At 72.4% G+C, this 14,369-nt stretch carries 19 protein-coding genes; 17 read left to right on the top strand and 2 right to left on the bottom strand.

Annotated elements, in window-relative coordinates:
* Positions 1 to 226 precede the first annotated feature (226 nt).
* Together HCN52_RS26085 and HCN52_RS04345 are read left to right on the top strand one after the other, a co-directional pair.
* Complete coding sequence (locus HCN52_RS26085; protein ID WP_312876532.1) at positions 227 to 1,498, top strand: class E sortase; 1,272 nt, start codon at positions 227 to 229, stop codon at positions 1,496 to 1,498.
* Between the two features lie 22 nt (positions 1,499 to 1,520).
* Positions 1,521 to 2,471, top strand: coding sequence for a class E sortase (locus HCN52_RS04345; RefSeq protein WP_312876533.1), 951 nt, complete (start codon positions 1,521 to 1,523; stop codon positions 2,469 to 2,471).
* A 295-nt stretch (positions 2,472 to 2,766) separates the two neighbouring features.
* Here the strand turns inward: HCN52_RS04345 and HCN52_RS04350 are convergent, their stop codons facing one another.
* Both HCN52_RS04350 and HCN52_RS04355 read right to left on the bottom strand, forming a co-directional pair.
* Complete coding sequence (locus tag HCN52_RS04350; RefSeq protein WP_168087019.1) at positions 2,767 to 4,041, bottom strand: tyrosine-type recombinase/integrase; 1,275 nt, start codon at positions 4,039 to 4,041, stop codon at positions 2,767 to 2,769.
* Positions 4,042 to 4,426: 385 nt separating this feature from the next.
* Positions 4,427 to 4,813, bottom strand: a complete 387-nt coding sequence (locus HCN52_RS04355) for a helix-turn-helix domain-containing protein (protein ID WP_209314155.1) — start codon at positions 4,811 to 4,813, stop codon at positions 4,427 to 4,429.
* A gap of 213 nt (positions 4,814 to 5,026) precedes the next feature.
* On the opposite strand from HCN52_RS04355, the gene HCN52_RS04360 reads away from it, so the two are divergent.
* The 15 genes from HCN52_RS04360 (at position 5,027) to HCN52_RS04430 (ending at position 14,347) form a co-directional block, all read left to right on the top strand.
* Positions 5,027 to 5,302, top strand: a complete 276-nt coding sequence (locus tag HCN52_RS04360) for an XRE family transcriptional regulator (protein ID WP_168087020.1) — start codon at positions 5,027 to 5,029, stop codon at positions 5,300 to 5,302.
* A 5-nt stretch (positions 5,303 to 5,307) separates the two neighbouring features.
* Positions 5,308 to 5,514 carry a hypothetical protein gene (locus tag HCN52_RS04365; RefSeq protein WP_168087021.1) on the top strand — a complete coding sequence of 69 codons (207 nt, stop codon included), beginning with the start codon at positions 5,308 to 5,310 and terminating at the stop codon, positions 5,512 to 5,514.
* Positions 5,515 to 5,631: 117 nt separating this feature from the next.
* Entirely contained in the window at positions 5,632 to 6,027 is a 396-nt protein-coding gene (locus tag HCN52_RS04370; RefSeq protein WP_168087022.1) for a hypothetical protein, read from the top strand.
* Positions 6,024 to 6,221 carry a hypothetical protein gene (locus tag HCN52_RS04375; RefSeq protein ID WP_168087023.1) on the top strand — a complete coding sequence of 66 codons (198 nt, stop codon included), beginning with the start codon at positions 6,024 to 6,026 and terminating at the stop codon, positions 6,219 to 6,221. Before HCN52_RS04370 ends, HCN52_RS04375 begins: the two co-directional genes overlap by 4 nt.
* Positions 6,218 to 7,021: a PD-(D/E)XK nuclease family protein gene (locus HCN52_RS04380; protein WP_168087024.1), complete on the top strand. Its 804-nt coding sequence runs from the start codon at positions 6,218 to 6,220 to the stop codon at positions 7,019 to 7,021. Before HCN52_RS04375 ends, HCN52_RS04380 begins: the two co-directional genes overlap by 4 nt.
* 4 nt (positions 7,022 to 7,025) lie before the next feature.
* Positions 7,026 to 7,712: a hypothetical protein gene (locus HCN52_RS04385; RefSeq protein WP_245174860.1), complete on the top strand. Its 687-nt coding sequence runs from the start codon at positions 7,026 to 7,028 to the stop codon at positions 7,710 to 7,712.
* A gap of 100 nt (positions 7,713 to 7,812) precedes the next feature.
* Positions 7,813 to 8,292 (top strand): hypothetical protein, encoded by a 480-nt coding sequence (locus HCN52_RS04390; RefSeq protein WP_168087025.1) that lies wholly within the window; start codon positions 7,813 to 7,815, stop codon positions 8,290 to 8,292.
* Positions 8,293 to 8,401: 109 nt separating this feature from the next.
* The gene (locus HCN52_RS04395) at positions 8,402 to 10,921 is read left to right on the top strand and encodes a phage/plasmid primase, P4 family (RefSeq protein ID WP_168087026.1); all 2,520 of its coding nucleotides are present in this window, start codon (positions 8,402 to 8,404) and stop codon (positions 10,919 to 10,921) included.
* 268 nt (positions 10,922 to 11,189) lie between these two features.
* Positions 11,190 to 11,504, top strand: coding sequence for a hypothetical protein (locus tag HCN52_RS04400; protein WP_168087027.1), 315 nt, complete (start codon positions 11,190 to 11,192; stop codon positions 11,502 to 11,504).
* Positions 11,501 to 11,947: a hypothetical protein gene (locus HCN52_RS04405; protein WP_168087028.1), complete on the top strand. Its 447-nt coding sequence runs from the start codon at positions 11,501 to 11,503 to the stop codon at positions 11,945 to 11,947. The genes HCN52_RS04400 and HCN52_RS04405 overlap by 4 nt, the downstream gene beginning before the upstream one ends.
* A 73-nt stretch (positions 11,948 to 12,020) precedes the next feature.
* Complete coding sequence (locus HCN52_RS04410; RefSeq protein WP_168087029.1) at positions 12,021 to 12,404, top strand: hypothetical protein; 384 nt, start codon at positions 12,021 to 12,023, stop codon at positions 12,402 to 12,404.
* Positions 12,405 to 12,514: 110 nt separating this feature from the next.
* Complete coding sequence (locus HCN52_RS04415) at positions 12,515 to 13,237, top strand: SAM-dependent methyltransferase (protein ID WP_376767091.1); 723 nt, start codon at positions 12,515 to 12,517, stop codon at positions 13,235 to 13,237.
* Positions 13,234 to 13,554, top strand: coding sequence for a hypothetical protein (locus HCN52_RS04420; RefSeq protein ID WP_168087030.1), 321 nt, complete (start codon positions 13,234 to 13,236; stop codon positions 13,552 to 13,554). Before HCN52_RS04415 ends, HCN52_RS04420 begins: the two co-directional genes overlap by 4 nt.
* Positions 13,551 to 14,072 carry a hypothetical protein gene (locus HCN52_RS04425; protein WP_168087031.1) on the top strand — a complete coding sequence of 174 codons (522 nt, stop codon included), beginning with the start codon at positions 13,551 to 13,553 and terminating at the stop codon, positions 14,070 to 14,072. The genes HCN52_RS04420 and HCN52_RS04425 overlap by 4 nt, the downstream gene beginning before the upstream one ends.
* On the top strand, positions 14,069 to 14,347 hold the full coding sequence (locus HCN52_RS04430) for a hypothetical protein (protein ID WP_168087032.1): 279 nt from the start codon (positions 14,069 to 14,071) through the stop codon (positions 14,345 to 14,347). The genes HCN52_RS04425 and HCN52_RS04430 overlap by 4 nt, the downstream gene beginning before the upstream one ends.
* The last annotated feature ends 22 nt before the right edge of the window (positions 14,348 to 14,369 follow it).

A 14,369-nucleotide genomic window follows, 5' to 3' on the forward strand; every position in this document is an offset into this window, starting at 1 on the left:
CCACGACGGCCAGTGAGTGGTAGCGGGTGAAGGCAGACTCCGAAGACCGGCACCCCGGTCGCGGCGCAGTGCCGCACCATCTCCACGCAGACACCGGCCTGTTCGGGGGCGCCCGGGCGGAGCGCCCGGCGACGGCCCCCACGGAGCCGCACGGCCGGGTGCCGACGCTCCCGCCGTCCCCGGCCGACGGACGGCCGGGCCGTCGGTGTCCGGGTACGCGGAGCCGGTGTTCCCCTCCGCGCCCTCCCCGGCCGCCTCGGGGCACGACGGCCCCGCGGGAGCCGTCCCGGGGACGCCCGGCGGCCACGACGCGGCGGCGCACCGCCCGGCACAGGGTTCCCGGACGGACCACCGCGCCGACCCGGCGACCGTCGGGCTGCGGCCGTTCCCGGACTCCGCCGCTCCACCGGCCGGTTCGGGACGCCGCCGCAGGGCCCCGTCCCCGGTACCGCCCGCGCCGGTCCCGGGCGGCGCGGAGGACGCCACCGCGGTCATCGAGGCGATACCGGCGGCGCCGCCCGTCGGCGGGCCCGACGGTGCCGGCGGGCCCGTGGTCGCCGGCCCGCCCGGCACGACGGACGCGGCCACCGACGCCACTCGCGCGGCCACCGTCTCCCACGACACCGCCGACGCCGTCGACGGCCGGGACGACGACGGCCCCGATGCGACAGCCCCCGCGCCCGCCACCTCCGGCCCGGTTCCCGGCGGGCGGCTGGCCCGCCGACAGGCCGAGCGCGAACGGAAAACAACGCGCGCCAACAAGATCGCCAACGTCTTCGGCGAGGTGATGATCACCACCGGCGTGCTCATGATGCTCTTCGTCACCTACCAGCTCTGGTGGACCAACGTCGAGGCCCGCGCACACGCCAACTCGCAGGTCGACGCGTTGCTGGACCAGTGGGACAGTGGCGGCGGAGGCAGCGGGGACAACGCTGCGGACTCCGACCGCGAGGAGAGCGGGGGCGACGAGGAGGACGACGGCGAGGTCGACACCTCCCCCGGCGTCTTCTCTCCCGGCGACGGATTCGCCCTGCTCCACCTGCCGACCATCGGGGTCCGGGTGCCGATCGCCGAGGGCGTCGATCCGGCGAGCGTCCTCGACCGCGGCATGGTCGGCCGCTACTCCGCCGAGGACGGCCTGCCCACGGCGATGCCCTGGGACGCCGAGGGGAACATGGGCCTGGCCGCCCACCGCAACACCCACGGCGAGCCGTTCCGCTACATCAACCGGATCAACCCCGGCGAGCCCATCGTCGTGGAGACCGAGAGCACCTACTACGTGTACGAGATGCGGAGTCGGCTCGACTCGACCTCCCCCGCGCACATCCAGGTGCTCGACCCGGTACCGGACGCGAGTGGCTTCTCGGGGCCCGGCCGGTACATCACCCTCACCACCTGCACGCCCGAGTTCACCTCGACCTACCGGCTGATCGTGTGGGGCGAGATGGTCTCCGAGCAGCCACGGGCGGACGGGAAGCCCGATGCCCTCCTCAACTGAACGAACGCCAGGGAGCGACCCGGTGGAGCACCGAAGGACCGGGGCCGACCCGGAGCACGACGGCCGGGACGACGACACGTCCGAGGGCGGGAAGGCCGCGGCGGCACCCGACGGCGACGCCGCACCCCCCGCCCGCGAGCCCGCGGACGCCACCGCCGCGGAGGCCGACGGCGCCGACGCCGGGACCACCGACACCGCGGACGCCGACGCCACCGCCGACCGCACCGCCGTCACGGCCGCGGCCGGCTCCGGGACTCCGCGCGCGGCGCGCCCCGGCCGGGCCACCCGCTGGCTGCTGGCCGGGGTCAGCCTCCTCGGCGAACTGCTCATCACCGCCGGCATCGTGCTCGGCCTCTTCGTCGCCTACTCGCTCTGGTGGACCAACGTGGTCGCCAACCAGGAGGCCCGGCGCGACGGCGACGCCGTGCGGGAGCAGTGGCAGCAGCAGGAGGCAGCCGAGCCTGGCCTGCCGCCGGTCTACGACGCGCAGGACGGCATCGGCTTCCTCCACGTACCGGCGATGAACGAGGGCGAGATCCTCGTCAAGGAGGGCATCGACCTCGACATCCTCAACGGCGGCGTCGCCGGGTACTACGACGAGCCGGTCGAGTCGGCGATGCCCTGGGACGACGAGGGCAACTTCTCCCTTGCCGCCCACCGCGACGGCCACGGCGCGAAGTTCCACGACATCCACAAGCTCGACGAGGGCGACGCCATCGTCTTCGAGACGCAGGACACCTGGTACGTCTACACGGTCTACGCGACGCTGCCCTCGACCTCCCGCTACAACACCGCGGTGCTCGACCCGGTGCCCGCGGAGTCCGGCGCGACCGAGCCGGGGCGGTACATCACTCTCACCACGTGCACGCCGATCTACACCTCGACGTACCGCTACATCGTCTGGGGCGAGCTGGAGCGGACCGAGCCCATCGACGCGGACCGTACTCCGCCCCCGGAGCTGGCGGCCGGCTGAGAGCCCCGGGCGGCGCCCCCGGGTGCACCGACGCGAGAGGCCCGGCCGGTGGTGACCGGCCGGGCCTCTCGGCGCCTCATCAGGCGCCGGGGTGGAGCGTAGGAGAGTCGAACTCCTGACATCTGCCATGCAAAATCACATGCCACCAAATCTCGGCTACGCAGAGTCAGAGCGAGGAGTCTCGAGCCTCGCAGAGTGCCGCGTGGCGCCGCGCTTCGGAGTCTCGCAGAGCCACCCCGAGTGAACCCGAGCCGCGCAGAGCCTCGCGGGTGGACTCCATGTGGACTCTGTGGACTCACGAAACGGCACGGAGCCGACCCGGTGCTGGCGCCTCCAGCGCGTCCCGCACCGACTGCTGCGCGCCCTCCGACCCGTGGGTGTAGAGCCACGTGACCCGCCCCCCGCGACGCTGCCCAAGGTAGTCCTGAACGTCGCGTTCGGAGATCCCGGCGGCGTGCAGCCGAGACGCGACGGAGTGCCGGTAGTCGTGGATGCGCGGCCACCACACCTCGCGGCCGGTCTCCTGGTCGACCACCCGGCGGGCGACCCCGGCGGCCTGGAGCGCTGGCACCCAGATCCGTCGGCGGAAGTTGTGGCCCCGAAGCGGCCCACCCTTCGGCCCTCGGAACACCAGCTCCTGCGGCTGCATGCCGCTGGCGATCGGCGTCGTGGCGGTGGCGGCACGGCGGCGAGCTTCGGTGGTCAGCCAGCGCTCCTCCATCACGCGCAGCGCGACCACGGCTCGCTCGGTGATCGCGATCGTCCGGATGCCCGCGGTCGTCTTCGGGGCGCCCTGCCGGACGGGCTCCCCCTTGTTGTCGATGAGGATCTCCCGGACCGTCACGACGCTGGCTGCGAGGTTCACATAGGACCAGCGGAGGCCGGAGGCTTCGCTCCATCGGAGCCCTGTCTCGTGCACGAACTCGGTGAGCGGCGCGTACCAGTCGGGAATGTGCTCCTGCACCGCTACCCACTGGTCGGCCGTGGGCGGCGCAAGCTCCTCCCGAGTGCGAACTGGCCGCGAGGCCGTGACGACGACCTCAGCGACGGGGTTCACTGTGAGGCGGCGATCCCGGACCGCATCACGGAGCATCGCCCGCATCAGGGCGAGAACCTTCGTCTGCGTCGCGTGGCCCTTCACCTCCTCGCGGATCCACTGCTGCACATCCAGGTGCGTGATCTTCAGCAGTGGCCGCTTGCCCCACCGTGGGCGGATGTGCGCGGTCCACAGCCCCACCTTCCGGGCGACGGTGGTGGTGCGGCCGGCTCCGTTCGCGGGCCACCACTTCTCCCACCAGTCCTCCAGGGTGATCCCGCCGCGGCTGGGGTCCAGGTACGTACCCTGCCGCACGGACGCCCTGACCTCGTCGAGGAAGCCGAGCGCCTCGTTCTTGCGCGGGAAGTTCTTCGCCCTCTGGACGCCGTCGGCGTCGCGGTACCGGGCCTGCCACGGGCCGGAGCAGGCGCGGGTCGGGCGCCGCTCGGGCTCAGGGTGCCGCGCCCGGCAGTCGCCGCAGCCGCAGTTCTTCGAGGGCACCTGCCTCGGGTTGTTCGTGCCCCTACGCGCCATGTGCCACCACCTCATCTCTCGTCGGTGCGGGAACCGCAACGTCGGCCCCACACCAGCAGATTGCCCTACCCCCGGGCTGCTGGACGGCGAGTGCGGTGAGAACGGCGCGGACCGCGGTGACGGCGCGGTCCGCGGTGAGCTCAGCAGGGATTGTGATCGTGCCGGTGACGTGGTCCCACGGCGCGGTGACACGGTCGGCGCGGCAGATACGGACGCACATGGGTCCCCCTAGGTCAGCAGGTCGTGCTGGCGGTGCGCGTGTGAGCGCGCCGCAGGGGGAGGGCTACGGCGCGTGGCCGACGATACTCCCGTCGCGCACAGACCGACACCCTTTGGGCAGATTCCGGCGAAGGGTATGACCAGGGGTGACGGGTCGTCAGGTTTGTCAGGAGGCTCCGGTCCTGTTGTGCCGGGCGAGCGCACGTAGCTGCACGTTCAGTGACTCTTGCTGATCTTCCGTCAGTTCCGCATAAAGCCGGAGCAACTCTTCGGACCGGTCCTCGCTCAGCGGTCCCGGTCGCGCGCGGCCGGCCGCGGCGAACACCTCGTCCTCGGTGACCCCGAGAGCGCCAGCGAGTGCGACGAGCTTCTCCCGGGCGGGCCCACGCCCGGTCCCGCGGCGCCTGTGCAGCCAGGCGTTGACGGTACTGACGGAGACGCCGGCCCGCCCCGCGATCTCCGACTGGGAGAGGTCGCGCTCGTCCATCGCGCGGCGGATGAGCTGCGCTAGGTCGGGGGCGGGTGGCGGCGTGGGGTCCGGCTGTGTCGTCACGTGCTGATTGTGTCCCTAGCTTCTACGTTCCACAAGCAAGTGTAGATGTGATCCGGACGCGCGCGGCAGCGCTGAGGCGCACGGACCGCTCACCGTGACTCCCCCATCACGCTCGCATCACCCGCGAGGCTCTGCGCCGCTCTGCTTGACACGGCTACACCGTGACTGTAGAAATGTGGAACTGCCACGGCCGATGGCCGAAGAGAGGTACGCATGCTGCTGCACCGCCTTGACCACGGCCGCCCACTGCGCCGCGCGATGGAGGCCGCCGGACTCACCGGCCCCGACCTCGCAAAGCGCACGCGGGAGGTCGACCCGGAGGGACGGGGGGTCAGCCCGGCGGTCGTCGGATTCCTCACCAGCACCGGCCGTTCCGGCCGGGACCGGTGCCGGATACGGACCGCCTGGCTCATCGCCACGGGGGTGAACGCGCCCCTCCAGGAGCTCTTCAGCATGCCCCCTGCTTCCACTTCTACAGACGAAAGGTAACCACCATGGCGAGCACGCTCCCCGCCGGCCTCGTGCCGCTGCTCACCGCTCAGCAGCTCCAGGAGTACTACGGCATGTCCGACTGGACGATGCGCCAGCTGATCAAGGGCGGGATGCCGACCGAGCCGACCGGTACGCGGTCGCTGCGGTTCGACCTGGAGCGGGTCCGCGAGTGGATGGCGGCGCGGCCGTCGGCCACCGCCGCGGCCTGACCCTCCCGAGACACCCCCACGCGCGCCGCTGACCCGCGGCACGAAAACGGGGCCGCCGATGACGCGGCGACCCCAGTGGCACCACCCCAACCGACGAACACGACGAAAGGGCAGGCCGTGAACGAGCCTACCGAACACCCGACCAACGAGAGCGCCCCGCTGTCGGACGAGCGCCTCGCGCCGCTCGCCACCGACGGCCCGTGGCTCTACGACGAGAGCGACGGCGAGGTCATCACCGTCCACGGCGTCCTCGTTGCCGAGGTCGGCGCCGGCGCCAACGGCGAGCTGATCGCCGCCGCCCCCGCGCTGGCCACCGAGGTGCAGCAGCTCCGGGACCGCGTCGCGGCTCTCACCGAGCTGACTCGCCGGTGGGACGAGAAGGCCGATGCGCTCCTCGGCAGCGTCAGGCCCGGCGACTGGGCGTCGACCGGCGAGCTTCGCTGCGACGAGGCCTACCAGGTGCAGCAGTGCGCCAGCGAGATCCGCGCAGCGCTCGCCGGAGGTGGCCAGTGATCGGGAAGTCCGGGAAGTTCAACGACGCCCCGTTCGTCGCTGGCTCCGTGGTCACCACCACCTCTGAGCAGATCGCCAGCGCCCAGCGCACCGTCGCCGCGAGCGCACGAGACGCCGGTGACGCGGCCCTCCTCCTCACCGCCCTTGGCATCCGCCACCGAGTGGACAGCACCCCCGAAGGGATCGCCGCATGATCGCCACCGGAAGCGACGAGCACTCCGAGGGCATCGCCCGCCGGGTCGGGCAGCTCATCGTCGACACCGCGCACAACGCCCCGCGGTCGACCCAGGTCGCCATCGGGCCCAGCGAGATCGGCGATGTCTGCGAGCGGAAGCTGACCTACAAGTTGCTGGACTGGCCCACCGTCGACCAGGGCGACCCCATCGCCAGCGTCATCGGGACCGGGATGCACAGCTGGATGGAAGACGCGTTCCGCGCACGGCAGTCGAAGCTCCCTGATGGCCGCGACCGCTACAAGATCGAGTCGCGCGTCACCGTCCGCACCGGCCCCACCCCCGCGTCGACCATCACCGGTAGCGCCGATCTCTTCGACCGGCTCACCGGGACGAACCTCGACTGGAAACTCACCGGGGTCAGCAGCCTGGACAAGTACCGGCGCCAAGGCCCCCACGCGGCGTACCACGCGCAGGCCCACCTGTACGGGATGGGCCAGGCCAACGCCGGCGAAGACGTCAAGAGGGTCGCCATCGTCTTCATCGGAAGGCACCACGAGCTCCGCGTCCACGTGTGGTCGGAGCCGTACCGCGAGGACGTCGCACGAGCCGCGCTCCAGCGCCTGGACCGCATCACCGCCCGCGCGATGTCCACCGACTTCGAAGCGGAACCCCACCGGTGGGCCGAGGTGCCCACCGACGAGAAGGCCGCGTGCCGCTTCTGCCCATGGCTCCGATCCGGGTCCACCGACCTCGCCACCGGGTGCCCCGGCGTCGGGTCGACCCGCCCCGGGGCGTCCCTGTCCGCGCTCATCGCGTAGCGGGATGACCAACAACAGCTTGCCGGGCCGCAGCCCGCGGCCCGGCACCCACCCAGAGATACCGGAGAAGCACATGCACCCCAACCAGCCCCAGCCCAGCGCCGACGACTTCCTCATGGGTGGCAGTGGCAGCCCCAGCGCCAAGTTCCCCGCGCCCGGGACCACCATCGGCGGCGTCATCACCGAGAAGCCGACGGTCGAGCAGCAGCGCGACATCGAGAGCGGCAAGCCCAAGCACTGGTCGGACGGCAACCCCATGATGCAGCTCGTCGTCACCGTCCAGACGGACCAGCGCGACCCCTCCATCGACGAGGACAGCGGGAAGCGCCGCATCTACGTCAAGGGCCAGATGCGGCAGGCCGTTGCCGACGCGGTCCGCGCCGCGGGGGCCCGCGGACTCGAAGTCGGGGGCGAACTCCACGTCACCTACTCCCACGACGGGAAGGCCAAGACGTACGGCTTCACCCCGCCGAAGCAGTACACGGCGCGCTACGTCCCCGCGGCGACCACCGCGCTGCACACGCCCGACCCGGGGATGGCGCCGCCCGTGGCGCAGGCCCCGCCGGCGCCGACTCCGCAGCAGCAGTACGCCCAGCCCAACCCGGCGGTCCAGGCGCTCCAGCAGCAGCAGGCCGCAGCCACAGCGCAGGCGGCCCACCACCCCGGTGGGCAGACCACGCCCCCGTTCTGACCGCTGACCCCGCGTCACCCGATACCGCGCTGGCCGCCGGTGCCCACCACCCCCGGCGGCCAGCGTGACCAACCCGAACCACACCCCTGGAGGGGATCTCGTGACCACCACCACCCGCCTGACCGACGACCCGGACAAGACCTGGAGCTGGGTCGACTACAGCGACCGCCGCCTGGAGCTCACCGACCCGGACCCCTTCGGCGCCCGGGAGCAGGTGTACGTCACCTGCTCGGCAGGCGACGAGGAGGTGACGGTCGACCTGGAGCTGGAGCAGGTACGGTCCCTCGCCGCGTGGGCCACCGCCATGGTCGACGCCATGGAAGCCGCCGCCGCCGCGAAGCGCCCCACCACCCCCGCCGCCGCCACGGTCGAAATCGCGGTCGACCGCGACGGATGGAGCGGCGAGCTGCAGCTCTCCGTCGGCGACGACCGCGGCGGGTACCGCCTCGCCGGCCCCAAGTTCAACGGATCCGGCACGCGGATCGTCAGCGCACAGCTGAGGCAGCAAGACGCAGACCGCATCCGCGAGTACCTGGACGTCGCGTTCCCGCGACAGGAGCCGGACGCGGCGCCCGCCTGACGCAACACCACGCCCGCCCGGTGACCACGCCGGCGCCTGCGGTGCAACGCCGCAGGCGGGCTCTGACCACACCACTTACCACCAGACCACCGCCATCGGGGAGTCCGCCTTGAACATCGCCACACCCATCGAGGGAGCCGAATGGCTCGTTCGCCACGGCTTCGCGGTGTTCCCCGTTGACCACCCGTCGCTCCCCACGTGCGCCGGGATCGGCGTCGGGCACGACCCGCGGGCATGCGACCAGCGGGGGAAGCACTGCGCGGTGCCCCACACCAAGCGGTATGCCCGCACTGTCGACGAGATCCCGGCGTTGTTCGGCACCGCCCCGCGGAACGTGGGAATCTCCGTCGGGGCGTCCAGCGGGCCCGCGGGGATGCAGCTCCTCGTCATGGACAGCGACGCCGAGGGCGAGCTGGAACGGATCGCCGCCGCGCTGGACGAGGAAGTCCCGCCGACCATGCGGGTCATCACCGCCAAGGGCCACCACGACTACTTCTGGGCGCCCGCGGGGCTGAAGATCGGCAACCGGCTGGGCGGGCTGCGCGACGTCTTCGCCGGAGACGTCCGCAGCGGCAACGCGTACGTCATCGGCCCGGGAAGCCTGCATGCGACGGGCGCCATCTACACCCTGGTCGACCCCGAGCAGCCCCCGGTGGAAGCGCCGAAGTGGCTGCTGGACCAGCTGCTCAACCGCTTCGCCCCCGGTGACCGGCTGAGCGTCGGCACCAGCAGCAGCGGCGCCGCGGCCACCGTCACCGCTGAGGACTTCCTCGCGGTGGGCGCCAGCGACCTGTCCCGTGTCGACAAGTACACCCAGTCGGCCGTGGCCAAGGAGTGCGACGCCATCCGCGTCGCCCCCGATGGGGAGCAGAACAACACCATCAACCGGGCGGCGTTCAGCGTGGGAACCCTCGTTGGCGCTGGCGCCATCCCCGAAAGCGCCGCACGGGCCGCGTTGGAAGCCGCCGCCCGCGACGGAGGGCACCCGGAAGGCCGCGCCCTCCAGGCCATCGCCAGCGGCCTGGACGCGGGCATCGCCACCCCGAGGACCCCGTGGCCACCGGTGGCGACGAAGCAGCGACACGTCTGGGCAGTCCCGCCGCCAGCGGCCGGCGCAGGCACCCCCGCCACGTTCACGGCCGGAGCCACCGCGCTTGACGCGGCCCCCGCCGGGGCGGGTTGGGAGCCGCCGCAGGAGACGCCGGCGCTGCACCAGGTGCCCATGCCCCGCCGCGAGTGGGACGACATGGGCAACGCGCAGCGCGTCGTCGACCGCTACGGCACGCAGATCCGGTGGATCGCCGACACCGAGCAGTGGGCCGTCTACGACGCGGGCCGGTGGGCGATGAAGGCCGGCGCAACCCGCGTGTGGACACTCGTCATCGCCACCGTCGACCAGATGGACGACGAGATGGGCCAGTACAGCGACGAGCCGCCGACCTTCCCCGAGGGCTACAAGCCGTCGAAGCACGAGCAGCTCACCGAGCGGGAGCAGTTCGCCAAGTTCATCCGCGAGCAGCGCATGCGGCCCAAGCTCGCCGCCGCCCGCGAGGTGCTTCAGGCGCACCCCGAGGTGCAGTGCTACATGGACGCGTTCGACACCCAGGAGATGCTCCTCAACGTCGGGAACGGGGTCGTCAACCTCGCCACGGGAGAACTCGGGGCGCACGACCGCGAGCTGTACCTCATGCAGCAGAGCCCCGTGTGCTTCGACCCGACGGCCACCGCCCCGCAGTTCGAGCGGTTCCTCGCCCAGGTGATGCCCGACGACGAGCGGCGCCACTACCTCGCCCGCGTCGTCGGGTACACGCTCACCGCGAGCACGCAGGAACAGTGCCTCTTCATCCACCACGGGACCGGCGCCAACGGGAAGAGCGTCTTCGTCCGGATCATCATGGCGCTGTTCGGCGACTACGGGCAGGCCGTCCCCCGGTCCACGCTGCTGGCGAAGAAGGCCGACGGCATCCCGAACGACGTGGCCCGCATGCTCGGGAAGCGGTTCCTGTCGACGTCTGAGACGTCCGCCGGGAAGCGCCTGGACGACGAGCTCGTCAAGTCCCTCACCGGGCAGGAGGGCGGCGTCAGCGCCCGCTTCATGCGCGGCGAGTTCTTCGACTTCGAGCCCGTCGGGAAGATCCACATCTCGACGAACTACCTCCCCGACATCGGGGCTGGCCACGGGATCGAGCGGCGGCTCCAGGACATCGGGTGGGACGTCACCATCCCCGCAGGGCAGCGTGACCCGCGCCTCGCCGACCGGATCATCGCGGCCGAGCTCCCCGGGGTCCTGAACTGGGCAATCCGCGGCTGCTTGGACTGGCAGGCCGACGGGCTTCGGGTCCCCGACGCCGTGCGGGAGAAGACGCTCCAGCACCTGCGGGACAGCGACCCCCTGGTGCTGTGGATGCAGGAGGCGTGCGACACCGAGGTGCCGGCCGACAGCTGGGCGTACACCTCGGAACTGCACGCGAGCTACAAGACGTGGGCCGAGTCCGCGGCCCTGCGGCCCATGTCGGTGCGGGCGTTCTCCACCGCCATGGTGGAGCGCGGGTTCGCGAAGGGTCAGCACCCCACCGACCGGAAGTCGGTGCTCTTCGGGATCAAGACCACCCTGGGGGTGTTCCGGTGAGCGCCCGAAGGGTTCGCGAAGGCTTCGCGAAGGGATCTCCGAAGGCTTCGCCGAAGGGTTTGACCTGCGGTTCGAAGGCTTCGAAGGCTTCTTTCGAAGGTTACGCGCATACGAGCTTCTCTCTCTTCTCTCTCCTCGCCTCGCATACGCCTATGGCGACCGATGGCGACTCCATCCCTTCGAAGCCTTCGACTCGCAGGTCAGACCCTTCGAGTGATCCCTTCGCGAAGCCTTCGGAGATCCCTTCGGAAGCCTTCGGGAGGATCCGATGACCACCCCGACACCTCAGTGGCTTGCTGAGCGCCTCGCCGACAGCGCGGACGCGGCGGTCCCGCGCCGGTGCCCCCGGTGCGGCGCCCCGACGCTGACCGCGCGCGCGGGTGGCCGGGTGATGGCGCTGGACGTTCGCCTCGACACCGGGCCGCTGGACATCGAGGAGGAGATCGCCGCTCTGATGGATGGCCGGCTGACGTGGCACCTGACCAGCGGCGGGCGGATCACCTGGCGGCACAACTTCCACAGGAGGGTGCCGACTCGGCACCAGGTGCTTCGTGACCACCGGTGCCGGAGGGCGGTGGCATGACCCACGTCCTCACCCTGCCGGCTGGACTGCGCTTGCTGTCCAGCAATGAACGCGTCCACTACCGCCGTCGTGCGGAGATCACCGCGGCGATCCGAGCAGCCGCCATGGCCGGGTGCTCCGAGCACCCGGGGCTCCGGGCCGCGATGGCCGCAGTGCCCGCGGGCCACCCGGCCATGGACCACGCGTACATCCTCGGGGTGCTTCACCCGGGGTCCCGCCGGCGCATCGACCCGGCGAACTTCTACCCGTCGTTCAAGGCGGCGGTGGACGGACTGGTCGACGCCGGGCTGTTGGCGGATGACGACCACACCCGCGTGGTGGGCCCGGACATGCGCCTCGGGCCGATATCGCCCCGGGTGCCCCGGATCAGCCTCGTCATCACCGAGTTGACCGCCGCTGAGCACGCCGCTTTCGCCTGGGGCCAGGCCGCGCCCGCGGTGTGACCGCGGCGCCACAGACCTCGCCGCCGGCGGCCCCCGCGGGCGGCGCGAACACCAACAGATCAAGGAGAACCTCATGACCATCAACCCCCCGATCGCCGCCGGGACGCTGTGGACCGCGGTGATGGACCGCGCCGGCGGACAGTGCGAGTGCCGCGGCGAGTGCGGCAAGAGCCACGTCGGGGACGCGCGCTGCGTCACCTTCGACGCGGTCCGGGCCCAGCGGCGACGTCTCGTCCGCGAGTTGGAGATCGCCCCGCTGGAGGTTGCCCCGATGACCTTCGCGGCGGCGGCCGCGCTCCCCGCGGACAAGCTCCGGGCCCGCTGCGGCGACTGCGCCGCGCGGTGCCGCCGGCAGGTCGCCGCGGTGAAGCGCCGCGATCGGCAGGACGAGGCACTTGACCTGTTCGACGTCAGCGAGTTCCGCCCGGCCCGCGCCGCTGGCGGCGACGCGGCCTGATGCCTCACCCGACGCAAGCGCGGACCGTCCCGTTGCACCCGGGACGGTCCGCGACCACCACCGTACCCCTGGAGGGGATCGTGACCGCCACTTCCGCCATCCCGCCGGCGCTGGCCGCGCTGGCGCCGTACCGAGCCGCCCCGCACGGTGGGCGCCTGCTGGACCCGTACTGCTGCCAGGGCGGCGCCGGCGTCGGGTACTGGCTCGCCGGGTGGGAGGTGACCGGGGTCGACCTGCACCCGCAGCCCCGGTACCCGCTGACGTTCATCCAGGCAGACGCGGTCCAGTACATCCGCGACCACGGGAGCAAGTACGACGCCATCGCCGGGTCGCCCCCGTGCCAGCGGTACAGCCTGACGCAGCGCATCCAGCACCGCGACCACCCCGACCTGATCGGCCCCACCCGGGAGGCGATGCTCGCCACCGGCAAGCCATGGGTCATCGAGAACGTCCCCGAAGCGGCGCCCGAGTTGCGCGACCCGGTGATGCTCTGCGGCGCCGCGTTCGGGCTGCGCACCTACCGGCACCGCCTCTTCGAGACCGGCGGCGGCTTCACCCTCCCGCAGCCGGAGCACGCGCCGCACACCCACCCGACGGTGAAGATGGGCCGCCCCCTTGCCGACGGCGAGTGGTACCACGCGGTCGGCAACTTCTCGAACGTCACCTACGTCCGCGACGACATGCAGGTCCCGTGGATGAGCCGGGACGGCATCCGGGAGTGCATCCCCCCGGCGTACACCCGGTGGATCGGGCAGCACCTCGCCGGGGAGACCCCGCCGATGCCGGCGGCGGCACCGGTTGCCGCGGGTGGGCAGCTGGAGTTCGCGCTGTGACCGCCACCCGCCCGTCCGCGAGCGCCATCACCGACGACCAGCTGGACGCGTTGTACGCCGAGGTCGACCGGCTCCGGGCCCGCGTCACCGGCGGCAGCACCAGCTGGCCGCAGGCCGCCCCCTTGCAGGCCGCGGCGACGGCCCTGCGGGCCGGGACCGCCGCGCCCGTGCCCCCCGCCGATCTTGCCGACCTTCTCGATGCGCTCGCCCGCGCTCTGGGATGGCTCGCCCCGTACCGGCCCCACGAGGGTGGCCACGCGATGTGGACGACCGCGACCGCGGTTGCCGAAGCCATCACCGACGGGGCCAGCCGATGACCACCGCCCCCGCCCGCCGCGCGGCCTGCCCGGTTCGGGCCGCCGCCACCGCCTACGCGGCCACCCGCGCCGGCCACCTCCCCGCCCCCGTGCCGCCCGTCCCCGGGCAGACCGGGATCCGCATCCCACCGACCCAGCTGGAGATCCCCATGACGCTGACCTCGCCGACCGCCGCCGCTGCCACCGCCACCCGACGGTGGGCGGCCGGCCCCGACCGCCGCACGCCGCCGACTGCGGCTCTCCTCGCCTACGCCGACGGACGCATCGTGCTCGCCCTCGGGGCGGTCCGGCACCACCTCACCCGGGAGGACGCCGGCATCCTCGCGGTGCTGCTGGAGACCGGCGGCTACCGGGCCGGATCGGACGGGACCGACCTCGGTGTCGAGCTCCTGTGGGACGGGGTGACGCTCCGGCACTTCTCCCGCCCGGCCCGCGTCGTGCAGATGCACCTTGCCGGGCCCGAGGTCGTCGGGCTCCGGGACGCGCTGACCACGGTGGCCGCGGGCGGTGCCCGATGATCGGCATCGGCGGTCTCATGGCGCTCGCCGCCGCTCTCGGCTACCTCGCGGGTCGTGCCCGCCCCGCTGTCCACGCGGGTGACGCCGCTGTGGACTGGGCGGACACCGTCTCTGCCCGCCGGGGGCGGCGTGACCCGCGCTGGTGGGCCGCGCAGGTCGTGTACGCGGTCGGCATCGGCTGGATGTTCGCGGCCCACCCGCGGCGGACCCTCGCCAACATCCGCGCCAACCGCGCCCGGAAGTCGCGCAGCGCCCCCATCGACACCACCGCCTGACCCACCCCCCACTCCCCCCCCC

Origin of the sequence: Streptomyces bohaiensis (assembly GCF_012033785.1) — a bacterium.
Classification (GTDB): Bacteria; Actinomycetota; Actinomycetes; order Streptomycetales; family Streptomycetaceae; genus Streptomyces; species Streptomyces bohaiensis.